17 protein-coding genes are annotated in these 19,518 nt (G+C 67.9%); 10 read left to right on the top strand and 7 right to left on the bottom strand.

Features of this window, described 5'->3' with window-relative positions; all coding sequences use genetic code 11:
• Positions 1 to 217 precede the first annotated feature (217 nt).
• From AC792_RS06505 to AC792_RS06495, 3 genes are read right to left on the bottom strand one after another with little or no spacing between them, the layout of a single operon-like run.
• The gene (locus AC792_RS06505; RefSeq protein WP_049829751.1) at positions 218 to 1,570 is read right to left on the bottom strand and encodes an ABC transporter substrate-binding protein; all 1,353 of its coding nucleotides are present in this window, start codon (positions 1,568 to 1,570) and stop codon (positions 218 to 220) included.
• Positions 1,571 to 1,621: 51 nt separating this feature from the next.
• Positions 1,622 to 2,479: a carbohydrate ABC transporter permease gene (locus AC792_RS06500; protein ID WP_049829750.1), complete on the bottom strand. Its 858-nt coding sequence runs from the start codon at positions 2,477 to 2,479 to the stop codon at positions 1,622 to 1,624.
• Positions 2,479 to 3,453 carry a carbohydrate ABC transporter permease gene (locus AC792_RS06495; RefSeq protein WP_049829749.1) on the bottom strand — a complete coding sequence of 325 codons (975 nt, stop codon included), beginning with the start codon at positions 3,451 to 3,453 and terminating at the stop codon, positions 2,479 to 2,481. Before AC792_RS06495 ends, AC792_RS06500 begins: the two co-directional genes overlap by 1 nt.
• An 891-nt stretch (positions 3,454 to 4,344) precedes the next feature.
• On the opposite strand from AC792_RS06495, the gene AC792_RS06490 reads away from it, so the two are divergent.
• Positions 4,345 to 4,689: a histone-like nucleoid-structuring protein Lsr2 gene (locus tag AC792_RS06490; RefSeq protein WP_049829748.1), complete on the top strand. Its 345-nt coding sequence runs from the start codon at positions 4,345 to 4,347 to the stop codon at positions 4,687 to 4,689.
• 622 nt (positions 4,690 to 5,311) lie between these two features.
• Here the strand turns inward: AC792_RS06490 and AC792_RS06485 are convergent.
• Positions 5,312 to 5,860: a TetR/AcrR family transcriptional regulator gene (locus AC792_RS06485; protein ID WP_049829747.1), complete on the bottom strand. Its 549-nt coding sequence runs from the start codon at positions 5,858 to 5,860 to the stop codon at positions 5,312 to 5,314.
• Positions 5,861 to 6,029: 169 nt separating this feature from the next.
• On the opposite strand from AC792_RS06485, the gene AC792_RS06480 reads away from it, so the two are divergent.
• The 3 genes from AC792_RS06480 (at position 6,030) to AC792_RS06470 (ending at position 9,170) form a co-directional block, all read left to right on the top strand.
• On the top strand, positions 6,030 to 7,043 hold the full coding sequence (locus AC792_RS06480) for an SDR family NAD(P)-dependent oxidoreductase (protein ID WP_049829746.1): 1,014 nt from the start codon (positions 6,030 to 6,032) through the stop codon (positions 7,041 to 7,043).
• Between the two features lie 43 nt (positions 7,044 to 7,086).
• Positions 7,087 to 8,025 carry an alpha/beta hydrolase gene (locus tag AC792_RS06475; RefSeq protein WP_049829745.1) on the top strand — a complete coding sequence of 313 codons (939 nt, stop codon included), beginning with the start codon at positions 7,087 to 7,089 and terminating at the stop codon, positions 8,023 to 8,025.
• Positions 8,026 to 8,384: 359 nt separating this feature from the next.
• Complete coding sequence (locus AC792_RS06470; protein WP_049829744.1) at positions 8,385 to 9,170, top strand: hypothetical protein; 786 nt, start codon at positions 8,385 to 8,387, stop codon at positions 9,168 to 9,170.
• Positions 9,171 to 9,316: 146 nt separating this feature from the next.
• Here AC792_RS06470 and AC792_RS06465 read toward each other — a convergent pair whose 3' ends face one another.
• Positions 9,317 to 9,772 carry a VOC family protein gene (locus AC792_RS06465; protein WP_049829743.1) on the bottom strand — a complete coding sequence of 152 codons (456 nt, stop codon included), beginning with the start codon at positions 9,770 to 9,772 and terminating at the stop codon, positions 9,317 to 9,319.
• A 98-nt stretch (positions 9,773 to 9,870) separates the two neighbouring features.
• Between AC792_RS06465 and AC792_RS06460 the strand changes: the two genes are divergently transcribed.
• On the top strand, positions 9,871 to 10,863 hold the full coding sequence (locus AC792_RS06460; protein ID WP_049829742.1) for a helix-turn-helix transcriptional regulator: 993 nt from the start codon (positions 9,871 to 9,873) through the stop codon (positions 10,861 to 10,863).
• 91 nt (positions 10,864 to 10,954) lie between these two features.
• On the opposite strand, the gene AC792_RS06455 is transcribed toward AC792_RS06460, so the two are convergent.
• A complete protein-coding gene (locus tag AC792_RS06455; protein ID WP_049829741.1) occupies positions 10,955 to 11,239 on the bottom strand; it encodes a DUF427 domain-containing protein in 285 nt (94 codons plus the stop codon).
• Positions 11,240 to 11,417: 178 nt separating this feature from the next.
• Positions 11,418 to 12,404: a DMT family transporter gene (locus AC792_RS06450; protein ID WP_235436429.1), complete on the bottom strand. Its 987-nt coding sequence runs from the start codon at positions 12,402 to 12,404 to the stop codon at positions 11,418 to 11,420.
• 125 nt (positions 12,405 to 12,529) lie between these two features.
• Here AC792_RS06450 and AC792_RS06445 point away from each other — a divergent pair, with 125 nt between their 5' ends.
• The 5 genes from AC792_RS06445 (at position 12,530) to AC792_RS06425 (ending at position 19,470) form a co-directional block, all read left to right on the top strand.
• A complete protein-coding gene (locus AC792_RS06445) occupies positions 12,530 to 13,066 on the top strand; it encodes a CGNR zinc finger domain-containing protein (protein WP_049829740.1) in 537 nt (178 codons plus the stop codon).
• 230 nt (positions 13,067 to 13,296) lie between these two features.
• On the top strand, positions 13,297 to 14,637 hold the full coding sequence (locus tag AC792_RS06440; protein WP_152916066.1) for an ABC transporter substrate-binding protein: 1,341 nt from the start codon (positions 13,297 to 13,299) through the stop codon (positions 14,635 to 14,637).
• Positions 14,634 to 15,587, top strand: a complete 954-nt coding sequence (locus AC792_RS06435; RefSeq protein WP_049829738.1) for a carbohydrate ABC transporter permease — start codon at positions 14,634 to 14,636, stop codon at positions 15,585 to 15,587. The genes AC792_RS06440 and AC792_RS06435 overlap by 4 nt, the downstream gene beginning before the upstream one ends.
• A complete protein-coding gene (locus tag AC792_RS06430) occupies positions 15,584 to 16,513 on the top strand; it encodes a carbohydrate ABC transporter permease (protein WP_049829737.1) in 930 nt (309 codons plus the stop codon). The genes AC792_RS06435 and AC792_RS06430 overlap by 4 nt, the downstream gene beginning before the upstream one ends.
• Positions 16,514 to 16,569: 56 nt before the next feature.
• Complete coding sequence (locus AC792_RS06425) at positions 16,570 to 19,470, top strand: glycoside hydrolase family 2 TIM barrel-domain containing protein (protein ID WP_082177527.1); 2,901 nt, start codon at positions 16,570 to 16,572, stop codon at positions 19,468 to 19,470.
• Positions 19,471 to 19,518: the final 48 nt, after the last annotated feature.

Raw genomic sequence — 19,518 nt, 5'->3', positions numbered from 1 at the left:
GCTCGAACCTTCGGCCGATCGGTCGGGGAAACTTGAGGGTTCCACGGCAGAGTGGGGACATCGGAGCCGGTTCCGTCCCCCTCATCAGGGCACCGGCTGCGACCCCCTGGCCCCCGCCGGTGGTGGTCACCAGCACCGGCGGGGCGGTCCGGCCCCCCGGGCCGTCGGCGGCCGGAACCCGCCCCGGCCCGGCCGGTGCGGGCCGGGCCCTCGCGCGTCAGAGGTAGGGTTGCACGTTCTGCTCGTAGGACCGCTCGATCGCGCGGCTCGCGATGGCGAAGGCGGTGGCGGGGTCACCCTGCTGGAGGATGATGCTCTCCAGCGCCACGGTGAGCTCGCGGTCCCCGCCGGGCACGAAGACCCGTCCCCAGTCCTGCACGCGGGTGGTCCCCAACTGGTCCACGGCCGTGCGGAACTGCGGTGCCGTGCGGTAGACCTCCTGCATGGTCCCGCCCTCGAGCGCCGAGGTGCGCACGGGCATGTACCCGGTGTTGGAGGAGAAGTAGGAGGTGCTCTCCGTGCCGGTGAGGAACTTGAGGAACATCGCGGAGGCGAGCTGCTGCTCCGGTGTGCGGTCCGCGTTGATGGCGATCCCGGTACCACCGGTGGGGCAGGCCGGGCCCTCGGGGCCCTCGGGCAGGAAACCCGTACCCACTTCGAAGGACGAGGCCTCCAGGATGCCGCTCAGCGCACCGGTGGAGGCGATGGTGCAGCCCGTGAGGCCGGCACCGAAGTCGGCCACGTGGTCGCTCGCCGCCACCACGGCGATCTTCTCCTCGAAGATCATGGACTGCACGTACTCCGCGGCGGCGAGCGCTTCGGGGGTGTCCAGGGTCATGGTCCACCCGTCGGAGTAGGTGCCGCCGTGTCCCCACAGGAAGTTGTAGAACCACCAGGCACCCCAGGAGGTGCCCGCACCGAGGCCCAGCGGCGTCGTCGTCCCGGCCGCGAGCGCGGGTGCCCATTCCCTGAACTCGTCCCAGGTGGCGGGCGAGCGGTCCGGTAGGCCTGCGGCGGCCCAGGCGTCCTTGTTGTAGTAGAACAGCGGTGTAGAGCGCGCGTAGGGCACGGCCCAGTGGGAGGCGTCGAACGAGTAGTCGTTGTAGAGGGTCTCGTTGAAGTCGGCGGTGTCGAACTCGAGGTGCTGTGCCAGCTGGTCCAGCGGGAGGATCTGGCCGTTGACCATGTAGCGGAACCACCACACGTCACTGGCGATCACCACGTCGGGGCCGTTGGCGGTACCCGTGGTGGCCTGGAACTTCTGCGCCACCTCGTCGTAGTCCGCTCCCGCGGTGACGAGGGTGACCCTGATGCCGGTCTCGGCGGTGAAGCGCTTGATCAGCTCCTCCTCGACGGGGCGCGAGGCGCCGGGGTGGTTGCTCCACCAGGTGATCTCCTCGGCCGGGGTCACCGAGCCCCAGTCCGTGGAGTCCTCCGTGAGGGCACCACCGGAGACGTCCGAGCTGACGGTCGGTCCACCGCAGGCGGCGAGGGCTGCGGCACCGCCGACCATGGCGGCGAACTGGAGGAGCTGGCGGCGGTCGAGGGTGAGGTGCGGGCGCGGTGACATGGGGACTCCTGGGTCGGTCGGGGATGCCGGGTGGATCGGGGGAAAGATGGGTCAGCCGGTGACGGCGCCGGCGGTGAGGCCGGAGACGATGCGTTTCTGCAGCGCGAAGAAGGCGATGAGCACGGGGGCGGTGACCAGCACGGTGGCCGCCATGAGCACACCCCAGTTGGTGACGCCGTCGTTGTTCTGCAGGAGCGTGAGCCCCACGGGGAGCGTCATCATCTCGGCCCGGTCCACCACCAGCAGCGGCCAGAGGTACTCGTTCCACTCGCCCACGATCGAGACGAGGGCGACGGCGGCGATGGTGGGTGCCGAGATGGGCACGATGAACCGCCACAGGCGCGTCCAGTGCCCGGCGCCGTCGAGCGCCGCGGCCTCCAGGATGGACGCCGGGAGGGTGAGGAAGTGCTGGCGGAACAGGAAGGTGCCGAACGCGCTCGCCAGTCCGGGCACGATGATGCCCTGGTAGGTGTTGATCCAGCCGAGCGAGGCCACCAGCGTGTAGTTGGGGATGATCACGATCTGCTGCGGGACCAGCAGGGCGAAGATCACGATGCCGAACACGAGTTTCTTCAGCGGGAACTCCAGGAACACCAGGGCGTAGGCGGTCATGAGACCCAGGAGCATCTTCAGGCCCGCGCCGATCACCGTGGTGATGGCGCTGTTGAGGAAGAAGTTGCCGAACGGCACGGTGTCCAGCGCCTGCGCGTAGTTGGAGCCGTCCACCGTGGCGGGCAGCCACTGGATGGGCGAGGTGTAGATCTCGTCGCGCCCCTTGAATCCGGCGAGCACCATCCACACCAGGGGCAGGACCATGACGGCGACGGCGAGCAGGAGGGTGAGGTAGCCGCCCCAGGGGGTGGGCCGGCGTCGTGCGGTGGTGGGGAGGTGCGTGGTCGCGATGCCCATCAGTAGTGCACCTTCCGGTCGACGTACTTCAGCTGCACGAAGGTCATGAGCAGCAGGGCCAGGAAGAGGATGGTGGCGACGGCGGACGAGTAGCCGGCGCGGCCGCTCCGGAAGCCCTCCTCGTAGATCTGGTACATCATCGTGGTGGTGCCGCCGAGCGGGCCTCCGCGGGTCATGGCGTGGATGAGGTCGAAGGACTGCAGCGAGGTCAGCAGCGTGGTGATCGCGAGGAAGAACGTGGTGGGTCCGAGCAGCGGCAGCACGATCGAGCGGAACGAGCGCAGTGTCCCGGCGCCGTCGATGGACGCTGCCTCCACGAGGTCCCTGGGCACCGACTGCAGCGCGGCCAGGTAGATGAGGGCCACGTAGCCCACGTTCTTCCACAGGTACACCACGATGATCATCACGAGCGCCCACGCGGGGTCGGTGTACCAGTTGGGCGAGGTGACGCCGATCATGCGCAGGAGCGCCGAGGTGACCCCGAAGTTGGGGTCGAAGACGAAGAGCCAGAGGAGCCCGACGGCGACGCCGGAGAGCACGTAGGGTGCCACCACGATGGTGCGTGCGGCCCCGGTGAACTTCAGCCTGCGGTTGAGCAGGAGGGCCAGCAGCAGGCCGATCACCATGCCGCCGCCCACCGTGGCGAGGGTGAAGATCACGGTCACCGTGACGATCCGCGGCGTGGTGGGATCGGTGAACCAGTCCACGTAGTTGCCCAGCCCCACCGGCCTGGCGACGGGCGAGCCGATGTTCCACTGCAGGGTGGAGTACTGCAGCGACTGCAGCAGCGGCTTGTAGGTGAAGATCACCAGCAGTGCCACATTGGGCCCTGCGAACAGCAGGAACAGCAGCCAGGCCCTGTAGGGCCTGCGGCGCTTGCGCTGCACGGGAGCGGGCCGGGCCGGAGGCGCGGCCGACGCCGTGGCGGGAAGCACCTCGCCGGGAGTGGGGGCCGGCCGGGTCCCCGCGGTCACTCGGTTGCCGCCTGTCGCATGTCCTGCCTTCCGCTTCTCGCCTGCTCGAACGCTTTCGAGGCTAGGGGCGGGGGGGGGCGGGAAAGCACGGAAACGGGGGTTCGGACGGAGTTGTGCGGCAGTGTTCACCCGGCATTAAGAGCTGATACCTGCTGTTCTCCGAGATGTCGCCCCGGGTGAGTGGTGATCCGGTCGGCGGGTGATAGGGCGTCAAGCGGTGCCGTAGCGGGAGAACACGGTACCGGCTGTTCGTGCCCGCCGTGAGACACCTCTCGTGGACCTGTGCACCAGGACGCTCCTACGGACGACGGCGGGGTCCACGACGGTCACCCGGTCGAAGGGCACCCGTCCGGGCGGGTCGATCGCATGCCGGGCACCGGGAATCGCGGGGGCCGGACCGTGATCCGAGAAACAGGGAGACGTGCCCTCGGAGAGGGCGATGCTGTCCGGGTTCGCTGGCGCCGCGGGTGCCGCCGTCGACGTGAACTTCGGTTCCAGCGAGCCCTACGTCGACGATCTCCTGCAGCACGAGGGATCCATCGCACCCCGTCGAGAACCTGCCGACTGTCGAGGTTGTCGCGATGACCGGTGCATCCGTCGTTGAGTGGGTGGCTGGCCCGTGAAGTACCGGATCCGACCGCGCCCTCGACGTCCGCCACTCCCCTATTGGGTGGACAAGCCCTTTCGCCGGAGGTCGCATCATGTATTCGCCGAACCGGACAATCGTCATATGAGTAGGTTGCACGTGCATAGCGCCGTCGAATACACGTAATCTCCCGGAAAATGCGGAGCGTCATGTACTCGGTGAAGTTTTTCACTTAATGAATCTGCGCTAGAGTCGATAGTAGGGGATGAAAACAATGAAACCGCAAAGATTCGGAGTAAAACGCCATGGCGCAGAAGGTTCAAGTACATCTCGTCGATGACCTCAATGGTGAAGAAGCCCACGAGACGGTACGTTTCGGGCTCGACGGAACCAACTACGAGATCGATCTCACCACGGACAATGCGAACAACCTTCGCTCCACTTTGTCCGAGTACGTGGACAAGGCCCGGAAGTCGAACACCGGTGGACGCAGGAACCAGGGCGGACAGAAGACCACCGCCTCGGGCTCCGGCCGGTCCAAGGAAGAAACCCAGGCCATCCGCCAGTGGGCCCAGGACAACGGCCACAACCCCAGTTCGCGCGGCCGCATCACCCAGTCCATCATCGACGCCTACAACCAGGCTCACTGAGCAGCGCTCCGGCTACCGGTCCGCGGTGACCGGTAGTCGGAGGAGCACGGTCCACCGGTGTCACTGCAGGACGTGCGCGTCCTCGCAGCTCGCTGCCGCGGCTCGGTGACCTGATCAGAGCACCTGCAGATGCTCTGATCAGGTTTTTTCAATTCTGCGCCACCTTTGTGCCCGGGAATCCGGAGGACACCCGACTGATCATCGGGATGCTGCTCATGGAGGTCTTCCGTCGAGGCGTCGATGAAACAAGTACGGGTCGCCGGAGGAGGGATCACGGTGAAGCATTCCGCTGTACGGTGACAATTAATCTGGTGAGCGCCGCGTCGAGCGGATGCAATGGTGATATCACCACGGAGTCATCAGCACCACCGGCGCTGCCGCTCGGAAGTACATGGACCGGAGATGTCTTCCGAGGAGGTGTCGGATCCTGTACCGTCCGCGTCGCTTTCTCCGAGGACACGGACCGGATCGAGGAGAGCACCGCATCGCCCGGTGGAAAGGCATTTCGGACTCGATCCTGATGTGCGGCGATTCCTCGGTGCCCCTGCTCCTTCACGGGAGCTGTCCGATGAACGGTCGTGCCGCCCTCGGCGTCATTTCCTACTACGGCGCGACGTCCCGCTCAGAGCCGATCGTCGATGAGGTGCTGCAGGAGCGCTCCGTACCGGCGGATGATGTCATCCTCACCCTTCGCCAGCAGCTGATCGTCCCCCACGACCCACAGCGCGTACATCAGCCCGCCGACCACGGCCGCGGCCAACCGGGCACGGAGCTCCGCATCCTGCCCCGCCAGCCGGGACTCCAGCGGCGCGACGAACGTCGTCTCGTGCAGGTCTCGCAGCTGCTCGCCGACAGCCCCGGCATCACTGGCCCGCAGGAGCGTGAGGTAGAGGGGCCGCAGGTGCCCGTCCTCCTCGAGGACGTACCGGACGAAACGCTCGCCCAGATCGTCGGGATCCCCTTCGAGCAGGGGTTGGTAGTCGGGCATCGACGGCAGTGCCTCGAGGAACAGGGCCTGTTTCGTCCCGAAGTAGTGGATGGGGAGGGCCGCATCCACGCCGGCGGCGGACGCCACTGATCGCACGGATGCCCCTGCGTACCCCCGCTCGAGGAAGAGGGTCCGCGCTGCACGGAGGATCGCCGTGCGCGTCTCCATCCTGCCTTCGATCATGACCCAACCCTAGCTCCAGGTGCCGAGGGTACTGCTGACCTCCGACAGGATCCGCCGAGTCCGCCCGGTGAGAACGGATCTCCGGAGCATGCCTGGTCATTCAACAGTGTTGAATGTAGCCTGCTCGAACAGAACACTCTCGGAAAGCCCTCCGCCGGAAGGACCAGCAATGACGCAGTCACCCGTCACCCTGACCGCCCACAGCACCATCGAGCAGTGGCTCGGCCACGCGGAAGGAGGGCCCGCACTGCGCGGCTTCCTGGCTCAGATGGGTACCACCGAGGACGCCCTGGGACCGGCCAGATCCATGCCGCTGCAGCAGCTCGTGGTCCTGAGCCAGGGCGCCCTGCCGCAGAGCGCCGTGGACGGGCTCGTGCTGCAGGTCAACGGTGGTGTGATGCCGGACGCCGATTCCTCGGCGTGGCAGGAACGCATCGTCCCGGGCCGTTTCGACGGACGCACCGTGATCGTCACGGGGGCGGGATCGGGCATCGGCCGGGCCACGGCGTCACGGATCACCCGGGAGGGCGGACGCGTTCTCGCCGTCGACATCGCCGCCGACCGCGTCGAGGATCTCGCCGCGTCCCTGGAGGGATACCAGGTGGTCCCGATCGTGGCGGACCTCACCGACACCGCAGCTGTGGACCGGATCGTCTCCGGCGCCGAAGGGCGCATCGACGCGCTGGCCAACATCGCCGGCATCAACGACGACTTCAGCCCGCTGCATGAAGTGTCCGACGCCATGTGGTCCCGTGTCTTCGCGGTCAATGTGGACGGGCTCATGCGCCTCAGCCGCGCGGTCATCCCGGTCATGCTCGAGGCCGGCCGGGGCTCGATCGTCAACATCACCTCGGAGGCGGGCCTGCGGGGCTCGGCCTCCGGGGTCGCCTACACGGCGTCGAAGCACGCCGTCGTCGGTATCACCCGCAGTGCCGCGTTCATGTACGCGAAGGAAGGCCTGCGCATCAACGCCGTGGCCCCGGGTGGGGTCGCCACCGGCATCCCGATGGCCGGTGATCCGTCCGCCTACGGCTCCTCCCGCCTGGAGGCAGCGCGCGTGAACATCCCTAGCATCGCCGATCCCGCGCACCTCGCGTCCACGATCTCCTTCCTGCTGAGTGACGACGGCGTGAACATCAACGGCGCCATCCTGCCCTCCGACGGCGGCTGGTCGGCCGTATGATGCTCCGTCCCAGCCGAGACCCCTCCGGGCGAAGGACCCTCCGATGAGTGTCTTCCACCCCGACCTGTCAGCAGGACGATGGATCCCGAAGTTCTCCTTCGGGCCCCGGCTGGCGCGCCTCGCGAACAGGCCGCGAGAAGCGACCGCGGATGTCCCCGCGGATCTGCTGGTCGAGGACATCGCCGTTCCCGGGCCGGAGGGCGCCCCGGACGTCAACCTGCGCCTGATCAGGCCGAGGACGTCGAAGGGAGCAGCTCCCGCGCTCCTCTGGCTCCACGGGGGCGGCATGATCCTCGGGACCAACGCCCAGGACGACGCGACGAACTTCGCCTTCGCCCGCACCCTGGGGATCACGGTGGTGTCCGTCGAGTACCGGCTGTCCCCGCAGCACGTCGCGCCGGCCGCCCTCGAGGACGCCTACACCGCCCTGACCTGGTTGGTGGCCCACGCCGAGGAACGTGGGGTGGATCCTGACCGCATCGCCGTCGGAGGGCAGAGCGCGGGTGGCGGGATCGCTGCCGGACTCGCCCTGCTCGCCCACGACAGGGGTGAGGTGCACCCCGCGTTCCAACTCCTGGTCTACCCGATGATCGACGACCGCACCGTCACGCGAACCGACCTGGACACGCGCAACGTGCGCGTGTGGACCCCGGGCAGCAACCGCTTCGGATGGACGTCCTACCTGGGTCGGGCTCCCGGAAGTGCCGGGGTGTCCCCGTATGCCGCCCCCGCGCGGAGGGAGGACCTCTCCGGTCTGCCCCCGGCATGGATCGGGGTCGGTACCCTCGACCTCTTCCTCGACGAGGACACCACCTACGCCGCGAGACTGGAGGAAGCAGGCACTCCCTGCGAGCTGGTCATCGTCGAAGGCGCGTTCCACGGCTTCGACGCCCTCTTCGGGAAGAAACCCGTCTCGAAGGAATTCCGGGCGGCCCAGATCGCGGCTCTGCAGAACGCCCTCTTCGCAAACTCCGACAGGTGAGGGTGAACGCCTCCTGAAGCAGACACGACTGGTTCCAGCGGTCGGGATCGGCCACTCCGATCTCGTACGCACAGGTGGACACGGCCGTCGGCGAGCCGGAGCGAAGCCGGGGCCGAGTTCGCGGAGGGTGTCGGCGATGCGGTCGATGGGAGCTGCTCGAGGTCCCGTTCGACGTGCTCGTCGGGAAGTGCCACCTGGGAGTGTGTCATGTCCTCCGTCCTTCCAGGTGGTGTGCCGGTCGGACCCGCCGACCAGAACACCGAGCGGGACATGCGCACCTGTCCGCAGCACCGAAGCGGACACCGCCTTGTAGGGTGTGGCAGAGGCGCTTTCCGCCTCACAGAACTCTGGGGGTCTCCATGTCTCGTTCTTCGTCTCTGTCCGTCCTCGCCTTCGGCACATTCCTTCTGCTGACCGCCTGCAGTGGTGGTGATGAACCCGCCACCGACGCCGAATCGGCTCCTGCATCGGCGTCCGCCGAGGCCTCTGCCGAGGCGTCCACCGAGAGCGGGTCGACGCCGTCGGCCGAGGCGGAGGCCGGGACCGGGACCTACACCGACGAGGAACTGGCCGCGCTTCTCACGTCCATCACCGCTCCCGACGGGTCGGCACTGACCGTGGTCCCGGCAAGCCAGCTGGATCCGCTGATGGACCAGGGCATGCAGGCGCTCGACGGCGTGGCCGTCACCCCCGCCGAGTGCGACGTCTTCAACGAGACCTCACTCGCCCCTCCCGAAGGTGCCACGTACGCCGTGGGGGTGGCCCTCTCCGCCGACGGCGCTCCGGAGACCACGGTCACCGTGGTCAGCGTCGAGGGTGCCGAGGACCTGATGCGGACGCAGGCGGAGGAGTCGACGGAACTCCTCGAGACCTGCAGCTCCTACGAGATGGAGGTGGAGGGCGTGACGCTCACGGCACAGACCGAGCTGATCGACACCACCACGGAGGGCAACGAGTCGCAGGGGGCCCGATCCACGATCACGCTTCCCACCGGGGAGACCCTCCGGACGACGACGATCAGCGCCGCGAGCGGGGACTTCACCGTGACGGCGATGAACCAGCAGGCCGGTGCCGAAGGGGCCTCCGTGGACGGTGAGCTCGAGCAGCTCGTCAACGACGTGCTCGCAGCCGCCGACCAGGGCTGATCCGAGCACCACTCCGGCACTCGAGGTCCTGGGACACACAGGGGGCCCGGCGCGTACGCGACCACCTGTCGCGTGGTGGCGCCGGGCCTCGAGTGACGGTGCTGCTGCTGCGGGTCCGTGGACCCCGCGCCGCGGCAGGAGGGCACTCAGTCGGTGGTGACGCTGATGCTCCAGGTCACGCCGAAGCGGTCGGTGAGCATGCCGGAACCGGCGCTCCAGGCCGAGGCGGCCAGCGGTTCCACGATCACGGCGTCGACCACCAGTGCGTCCCAGTAGCCCTGGAGCTCGTCGAGGGAGTCCGAGCCGATCGAGACGAACAGTGCCTGGTCCGTCACGGTGGTGTTGTTCTCGCGGTGGGTCGAGCCGCCACCGGCGAGGGAGCCCTCGGTCCGCCCCGGGATGTCGTACCCCATCACCCGGAAGCCGTTCTCGGCGGCGACGAGCCCGAACACCACCCTGTCGGCACCGGGCAGGTCGGCCGGCATGCCGACGTCGGCATAGGTGTTCACGACGACGTGCCCGCCGAACACGGACCGGTAGAACTCCAGTGCCTGACGCGCATCGCCGCGGAAGTTGAGATGGGTGGTGGTCCGAACGGTCATGGTCACTCCTGGGTCGGGTCGGCCCCGGTGGCCGATGGCTCCACCCTCCCACCCGTCTAGGTCAGTTCTTGTCCTATACAGGATCTACGCTGGACAGCATGACGACGACCTCGCGACTGCTCGAGCTGTTGTCGCTGCTGCAGACACGCCGGGACTGGCCGGGGTCGCTCCTGGCCTCTCGCCTGGACACGAGCGGCCGCACGATCCGCCGGGACATCGACCGGTTGCGGGAGCTGGGGTACAGCATCCGGACCACCATGGGCCCGGACGGCGGTTACCGCCTGGATGCCGGCAGCGAACTGCCACCGCTGCTGTTCGACGACGACCAGGCGGTCGCCGTGGCCATCGCACTGCAGGCCGCCCCCGCCGTCGGCGCCGGGATCGAGGAAGCCGCGATCCGCGCCCTCGGTACCATCCGTCAGGTGATGCCCCCGCGGCTCCGCCACCGCCTCGACGCATTCGAGATCACCGCCATCGGCCGCACCGGGAGGTCGCCGCTGTCGGCCGCCTCGCTCGACGTCCTCATGATCCTCGCGACCACCCTCCGCGACCGGAGAATCCTCCGGTTCGACTACGCGGCCCGCGCCGCCGCCGACGCTGATACGGACCTGTCGCCGCGCCGCACGGAGCCGCACCACCTGGTCACCTCGTCCGGGCGGTGGTACCTCGTCGGGTGGGATCTCGACCGCGAGGACTGGCGGCTCTACAGCGTGGACCGCATCCGCCCGCGCACGCCCGACGGCCCGCGGTTCACCCCGCGCACCGTACCCGGCGGCGACGTCGACGCATTCGTGTCCGCGCGTTTCAAGGGCTCCGACGTCGACAGCTGGCCCTGCCGTGGGACCGTCCTCCTCCACCTCCCCGCGCGCGACGTCCTCCCCTTCGCGGGTGACGGGACGGTCACCGGCATCGACGAGCACACCTGCACCCTGGAGCTGGGTTCCTGGTCCTGGGGGGCACTCGCCGCGTCGTTCGGGAGGTTCGAGGTGGCCATGGAGGTGATCAGCCCTCCCGAACTCGGAGCCGCCTTCGCCACCCTCGCCGCGCGCTACGCGGCAACGAGCACGACGGCGCCGATCCGCCCCCTGTGATCCCCGACCGTCCGGTCGAAGGGCAGCTGCCCCGTGCGCACCGGACACGGGGAAGGGCGCCGTCCTGCGACGGCGCCCTTCCGCGGTGAACTCACTCGCTGATCGTGACGCCCTTCCAGAAGGCGTAGTGGCCGCGGATGTTCTCCGCCGCCTCCTTCGGCTCCGGGTAGCTCCAGGCGGCGTCGGTGTTCTGCTCGCCGTCGACCTCCAGGCTGAAGTAGCTCGCGGTCCCCTTCCAGGGGCACTGCGTCTGTGTCTGCGTCGGCGTGAAGAACTCCTCCGAGATGGAGTCGGACGGGAAGTAGTGGTTCCCCTCGACCATCACGGTGTGCTCGGACTCCGCGATGACCTGATCGTTCCAGATTGCTTTTGGCATGATTCCTCTTCCTCGTTGTCCTTCGGGCGCAGGGGCGCGGTGATCGGCCGGAGCGCCGACCCGGCGCAGCGGGCGTCGGTCCCTGGTGCAACCGCACCACTGACCCCGGCATTCCGGCCGGCGGCCCTCCCGTCGATGCGTCCGTCGGTCGACGTCGTCGTCGTGGCGTGGATGGCACTCACCGTGCTCCGCGGCGGCTCCTGCTCAGGGGCAGCTTGATGCGTCCGTGGCTGACGAGGACGGCGAGGACGACGACGACTCCCCCGACGATCTCGTTCCACGTGATGTGCTCCCCCAGGATCACGACCCCGAGGATCACCCCGGTGAGGGGCGTCAGGTAGGTGACGGTGGAGGCGGCCGTAGCACCCCAGGCGCTGATGACGTTGTTGTACCAGATGTAGGCCACCCCGGTTCCCACCATGCCGAGCAGGAGGATGCTCGTGACGACGGCGGGTGTCAGGTCCACGGGCCCCTGCCCGATGAAGGGCGCGAGGAGCGCGATGACCACGGCGCCGGCGCCGATCTGTCCGGCGGCCACGGTGGTGGAATCGTAGGTACCGGCGCGGAAGAAACGCCGGGTGTAGGTGAACCCGAGCCCGTAGCAGGCCGTCGCACCGAGGCAGGCCAGTTGTGCGGGCAGGTTCGCGCCCTGCAGATCCGCCAGGAGCCGCCAGGGACCGAGGACGACGACGATACCGGCGGCGGCGGCGAACAGGGCCAGTGTCTTCAGTCTCGTCAGGCGCTCCTCGGGCAGGACGGCCAGGGCGATGATCATGGTCGCGATCGGCGTCGTCGCGTTGTAGATGCTCGACAGCCCCGAGGGCAGGAACTGGGCCGCCCAGGAGAAGAGGAGGAAGGGCGCCACGCACAGCAGGATCCCCAGCGCGCCCAGGTGCAACCAGGTGCTCACGCCCGTGGGCCACCGGCGGCGCGTGATCGTCATGATGAGCGCCAGCAGGACCGCTCCTCCCAGGAGGCGACCCAGGACCACCTGCGCCGGGGAGAGTCCTTCGATCGCGATCTTGATGAACAGGAAGCTCGCTCCCCAGACCAGAGCGGCCCCGAGGTACTGCACGCCTACGGACAGGGGCGCCCTCGCCGGCTGGAGGGTTCCTCCTGCAGTCGTGTTCGATGCTGCTCGTCCGGGCACGGCGCGCTTCGTCACGGTTGCTCCTGTCATCGGACCTCGGATGGTGCGGAGGAAGGCGAAGCACGGGAACTCGTTCGTTTCGTCATGGTTCAAATGCCTCGTCGACCATGACGCTATTCGTCGTGACGTAAGCTGTCAACGTGTCTTTCGACCCTGACGTGAACGAGTGCCTGACCGCCGCCGCCTGGCTGGTGAACTCGGTGGGACCACCGGACCGGTTGCAGGAGGTGGCCGATCTCGAGCGCTTCCTCGACGAGCACCACTACACGGGACGCCTCGATCGCGACCGGGCCGAGCTGGAGTCCGTGCGCGCCTCCCGGACCGAGCTGCGCCGACTGCTCACCACTGAACGCGATGAAGCACCCGAGGTGATCAACACCGTGCTGCGTACCGGTGGAGCGGTACCCCAACTGGTCCGCCACGCACCGAGGGGGTGGCATCTCCACGCGGTCGATGCGACCGAACCGCTGGCGACCCGCCTGCTCGTGGAGACGGCACTGGCCATGAGTGCCGTGGTGATCTCCGGCGAGACCTCACGCATCAGCACCTGCGCGGCCTCCAGGTGCGAGAACGTCGTCGTCGACCTGACCCGCAACCGCACGAAACGCTTCTGCGGCGTGACCTGCGGCAACCGCGCCGCTGCGGCCGCCTACCGGCTGCGGCAGAGCACAGGCTGACGCTGATCGACCAGCAGCACTCGACCGACTTCATGTCCTGAGCGCGGGACGTCACCCGATCCATCGGGCGACCTTTCCCACCCATGACCCACCCACGCCAGGGTCCACTCGGCCCGGGCATCCCTCTCGCACGAAGCGATGCAGTGCGCTCCGACATTCACGGCCGAACATCAGGTGAATAGCGGAATTCTTCTGTTAGCGTCGTCACATCACGACGAAGTGAGAGGCGGATCATGGCTTTTTCTCGAAGACATTTCCTGACGGCAGGACTGGGAACTGCCGCGCTCGGCGCGCTCAGCGGCTGTGCCACTCCTGGTACCACCTCGATCAATTCGGCTCCGGTGATCGAGCCGGTGGCTGCAGGCGAGAAGATCACGCTGCAGTACTGGGCATGGCTGAAGGACCTGCAGAACGTCGCCGACGTCTGGAACCGCCAGAATCCGAACGTCCAGGTCGAAGCGGTCTGGATCCCCGGAGGTAACGCCGGCGGTTACCAGAAGCTCTACTCCGCCCTTGCCGCCGGTGGGGGCCCCGATATCGGTCAGGTCGAGATGCGCTCGCTGCCGGAGTTCATGCTCGTGAACGGTCTCGTCGATCTCTCCCGTTACGGGGCGCAGGACTTCGCCGACCGCTACGACCCGACGCTGTGGGGTCAGGTCAGCTACACCGGGGGCGTCTACGGGATCCCGCAGGACTCCGGACCGATGGCGTTCTTCTACCAGCCGGAGGTGCTCGACCAGGTAGGTGCAACTCCGCCGGCCTCCTGGGACGACTGGGCTGCGATCGCCACCGAACTGCGGGGGGTCGACTCGTACATCGACTGCTTCCCCCTCGCGGACGCCTCTGTCTTCTGCGCCTTCGCCACTCAGGCAGGCGCCCAGTGGCTGCGGACGGAGGAGGGCGGTTGGGTCATCAACATGACCGATCCCGCGACCCTGCAGGTGGCCGAGTTCTTCGACAGGGCCATCGATCAGGATCTCGTGCAGACCGGCTACGGCGCATACTCGCCGGCATGGTTCGCGGCAGCCGCGTCCGGGGGCATCGCCTCCTGCACCACGGGGAGCTGGGGGGACGCCCTCATCCAGGGCGTGAACGGCGGCTCCGGCAAGTGGAGAGTCGCGCCCATGCAGACCTGGAGCGGGACGGGTTACGGATCCAGCTTCCTCGGCGGATCGACCGCCGCGGTGTTCGCGAACAGCAAGCACCCGAGGGAGGCACTCGAGTTCGCGGTCTGGATGACCACGAGTCAGGAGGGCATCGATGCGATGATTGCCAACTCCGGCATCGGCTGGTCACCCGCCGTGGGGGAGATCGGAGCCTCCCGCCGGGGGCCGAGTGAGTTCTTCTCGGGCGAGAACTACAACGAGGAGATCCTGGTGCCCGCCGCGGCCGACCAGAACCCCGACTGGTCCTGGTGGCCGGTCACGCAGCAGTCGTTCAACATCCTCAGCGACGGTTTTCGTCAGAAGGCCGGTGGTCTGGCCCTCGTCGACGCGGTGGCGCAGGCCGAGCAGCAGATCATCACGGTCTTCGAGAACAAGGGTCTGAGTATCAGGAAGGAATCGGCATGAGCACCGCGGCAAGCACCCCATCCGCCGTCCGCTCCGACTCCCGTGGTGGAGTGAGGCGTACCAGCCGCTCCAACCCGATCAGACGCGCCCCATGGATCCTGCTGGCTCCCTTCCTGGCCCTGTTCATCTTCACCTTCCTGGTACCCATCGTCGTGGCGATCGGCTCCAGCCTCACCAGCGTCACCCGCTCCGGCCTCTTCGGCGAGGAGGGCGTCACGCAGAGCTTCGCCGGATTCGACAACTACGCCCAGGCTCTCTCCGACGGCAACTTCATCGCCTCGATCGGCCGGATGTTCCTCTTCGGGATCGTGCAGGTGCCGGTCATGATCGCCCTGTGCACCCTGCTGGCACTGATGCTCGAATCCGCATCCGCACGCTGGCCGGGCTTCTTCCGCGCCGCGTACTTCCTGCCGTACGGAGTGCCGGGGGTCATCGCGACCATCCTCTGGTCCTTCCTCTACGTGCCCGGTCTCAGCCCGATCATCGACGTGGCGAACCTCGTGGGTCTGCAGCCCGATTTCCTGGCCGCGAACACGGTGCTCTGGTCGATCGCGAACATCTCGCTCTGGAGCTATACGGGTTACAACATGCTGATCATCATCGCTCAGCTGAAGTCGATCCCGGTCGAGCTGTACGAGGCTGCCAGAGTGGACGGCGCATCCACCTTCCGCGTCGCGACGAGCATCCAGCTGCCCCTGATCCGCCCGGCTCTCGTGCTGACCACGATCTTCTCGATCATCGGCACGCTGCAGCTGTTCGCGGAGGCGCAGGTGCTCCAGACCGTCGCGCCGGCAATCGACAGCCAGTACACACCGAACCTCAGTGCCTACACGACGGCGTTCGCCTACAACGACTACAACGTCGCCGCTGCGCAGGCGGTACTGATCGCGGTCGTCGCGTTCGCACTCTCCTTCACCTTCCTCTCGCTCACGAATCGGAAGAGCTCATGACCGACACCCTCAGAACCAGGACCGACACCACCGCGACCGTCGACCCCGAGGTTCCGGTGAAGAACCGGAGGTCGGACCGCTCTGCCGGTCACAACCGCGGCACTCCGATCATCGTCACCGGGATCCTGGTGATCGTCGCGCTCTACTTCCTCGTCCCGGTCTACTGGGTGGTCGTCGCGGCGACCAAGAGCACCGAGGACCTGTTCACCACGCACGGCTTCTGGTTCGCGCCGACCTTCGCACTGTGGGACAACCTGGGTCAGGTACTCAGCTACGACGGCGGTATCTTCATCCGCTGGTTCCTCAACTCCGTGCTCTACGCGGGCGTCGGCGCACTGCTCGCGACCTACATCGCCGCGGCCGGTGGATACGCCCTCGCCAAGTACGAGTTCCGGGGCAGCAAGCTCGTTTTCGGTACCATCCTCGCTGGAGTGCTGGTGCCGGGGACGGCCACGGCGCTGCCGTTGTTCCTGCTGTTCAGCCAGATCGGCATCGCGAACACCTACTGGAGTGTCCTGATCCCCTCCTTGGTCTCGCCGTTCGGTCTGTTCCTCTGCCGGATCTACGCGCAGGCTACGGTGGACACGGCCATCATCGAGGCGGCCCGGATCGACGGCGCGAGCGAGTTGCGCATCTTCCACACGGTCGGGCTGCGGATCCTGACCCCCGCACTGGTCACGGTGTTCCTCTTCCAGCTCGTCGGGATCTGGAACAATTACTTCCTACCGCTGGTGATGCTCAGCGACACGGAGCTCTTCCCGATCACCCTCGGGTTGAACAACTGGCGCAGCCAGGTCGATCGGCTGCCCGAGTTCTACGAACTGACCACGGGCGGTGTTCTGCTGTCCATCATCCCGCTCGCCATCGCCATGATCGTCCTGCAGCGTTTCTGGCGAGGGGGTCTGACCGAAGGATCCGTCAAGTGACCCTTGTCTCCACCGGCACCCTGCCGGCCCGTTCCTGGCTGCGTTCGAGTGCGCCGATGCTGTCACTGGACGGTGACTGGAAGTTCCGGCTGCTCGCCGGTGATCCCCACGCACCTGGATCCTCCGCTGTGCTGCCCGTGGGCGAAGCGGCGGACGCGGTGGCGGACCCGGATTTCGACGACTCCGCGTGGGACACGCTCCCGGTACCGGCGCACTGGGTACTGCACGGCCACGGCGCACCGATCTACACGAACGTGCAGATGCCCTTCCCGATCGACCCGCCGCACGTACCCGACGACAATCCCACCGGTGACTACCGGCGCACCTTCACACTGCCCGAGTGGCCCGACTCGGCGGGGGTGGTGCGCTTCGCCGGGGTCGAGGCCCCGTTCGCCGGCTGGGGGGACGGCGCGCGCGTCGGCACCGGGGGCGGTAGCAGGCTCGCGCACGAGTACGACGTGACCGCGCTGGTCCGTCCCGGTGAGAATCTGATCGTGGTGCGGGTGAACCAGTGGTCGGCCGCCTCCTACGTGGAGGACCAGGACCAGTGGTGGCTGCCGGGGATCTTCCGCTCGGTGACGTTGCAGGCGCGGCCCGCGGGCGGGGTGGACGACGTCTGGCTGCGCGCCTCCTACGACGACGGCGGCGGGGTGCTCGGCACGGAACTGCCCGGCGGAACCTTCCCGGTCACCCTGCGCGTACCGGAGCTGGGCATCGACGTCACCTGGAGCTCGACCGGTGAGGTGGCGCCCGTCGAGATCGACGACGTCGAGCCGTGGTCGGCCGAGGTTCCACGGCTCTACGAGGTGACCGTCGCGAACGCCGTCGAGACGATCGAGCTGCGGATCGGCTTCCGCACCGTCGAGATCCGCGGCGACCGCTTCCTGGTGAACGGCCGCCAGGTCACGTTCCACGGCGTGAACCGGCACGAGACCCATCCCGATCGCGGCAGGGGGTTCGACGAGGACTTCGCCCGCGAGGACCTGATGCAGATGAAGCGGTTCAACGTGAACGCGATCCGCACCAGCCACTACCCGCCGCACCCGAGCCTGCTCGACCTCGCGGACGAACTGGGCTTCTGGGTGGTCCTCGAGTGCGACCTGGAGACGCATGCCTTCGAGAAGCGTGGCATCGCACACGAGGAATGGCGCGGCAACCCCAGCGACGATCCGGACTGGCGGGAGGCGTACCTCGAGCGTATCGAGCGCACCGTCGAGCGCGACAAGAACCACCCGTCGATCATCCTGTGGTCGCTCGGCAACGAGTCCGGCAGCGGAGCGAATCTCGCCGCGATGTCGGCGTGGGTGCACGAGCGCGATCCCGGGCGTCCGGTGCACTACGAGGGTGACTACACCGGTGCGTACACGGAGGTGTACTCGCGGATGTACTCCTCGATCGCCGAGACGCGCGCGATCGGTCGGGACGACGACCGATCGTTGCTGCTGGGGTGCTCGGCCGCCGAGTCGGCCCGCCAGCGCTCCAAACCGTTCCTCCTGTGCGAGTACGTGCACGCGATGGGTAACGGGCCGGGCGCCATCGACCAGTACGAGGGCCTGGTCGACGAGTATCCGCGCCTGCACGGCGGCTTCGTGTGGGAATGGCGTGATCACGGCCTGCGCACCAGGACCCCCGAGGGGGTCGAGTACTACGCCTACGGCGGCGACTTCGGAGAGATCGTGCACGACGCCAACTTCGTCATGGACGGCATGGTGCTCTCGGACGGCACCGCGACCCCGGGACTGCACGAGTGGAAGCACGTGGTCTCGCCCGTGCGGATCCGGTTCCACGGCGACGAGATCATGGTCGAGAACAAGCGGCACACGGCCGACGCCGGTGACCTCGAGTTCCGCTGGACGGTGACACACGACGGGCACCTGGGAAACTCCGGTGTGCTGGAAGACATCGGGCACCTGGACGCGGGCAGCATCGCCCGGGTCCCACGCCCGGACACCACGATCCAGGGGGAGACCTGGCTCACGGTGGAGGCCGTGCTCCGGGCGGAGGCGCCGTGGGCCCCGGCCGGACACGTGATCGTGGCCGAGCAGCTCGAGCTGGCGGCAGCTCCTGCCGTGTCCTGGCCACGATCGGGTCCCGCCGTCGAGGGCGTGACCCAGGGCCGGGTCACGGCCCTGGCCGGACTCCCCGTTTCCGGCCCACGCGCCGAGCTGTGGCGTGCGCCGACCGACAACGACGAAGGCGGGTCCGCCCTGCACGAGGGCGGCTTCGGTAGCTACGATCTGGCTGATCCGTGGTCGAATCGCGGCCTCGGCGCGCTCGCCCCCTCATCCGCGGATCTGTGGCGGCACGCGGGCCTGGACCGGTTGAGCGCACGCGTCGCGGAGATACTGCCCGCAGGGCGCAGGGTGGTCCACGCCGCTGCCGACTCCAAGCAGGCACTGCTCTCGCACGAACGGTGGAGCCGCGACGGTGACGCCCTGGTGCTGCGGGTGGACCTCGTCCCCACCGGGGACTGGCGGATGCACTGGCCGCGGATCGGCATCCGCTTCCAGTTGCCCGGCTCCGTGGACCACGCGGAATGGTTCGGTACGGGCGAGCGTGAATCGTACCCGGACAGCCGGCGTTCTGCGCTCGTGGGCCGTTACGCCGCCGACGTCGACGACCTCGTGGTGGACTATGCCCGCCCGCAGGAGAGCGGGCACCGCACCGAGTTACGGGAACTGACGATCTTCGAGGACGGATCGCCGTGGTTGCGCATCGAGACGGCACCGGATGCGCAGGGCCGCCGGCCCGGCTTCACCCTGCGCCGGCACACCGCCGAGCAGGTCGCGGCCGCCGCTCATCCGCACGAGCTGCCCGCATCCGATGCGGTGTACCTCTGGCTCGATGCCGCCCAGAACGGCCTCGGTTCACGCGCCTGCGGGCCCGACGTCTGGCCGGACCACATCCTGCGCCCCGAGGCGCGCAGCTTGGTGGTGCGCTTCGACCCGCTGCGGTGAGGCCCGCTGGCAACCTGCCCACATCCGACGGACGAGGCAGTGAACCGC

The organism is Arthrobacter sp. RIT-PI-e (genome assembly GCF_001187915.1).
In the GTDB taxonomy this organism is placed as follows: Bacteria; Actinomycetota; Actinomycetes; order Actinomycetales; family Micrococcaceae; genus Arthrobacter_D.
Note: the sequence above shows the minus strand (reverse complement) of the source record. Positions and strands in the feature narration are given on the sequence as shown.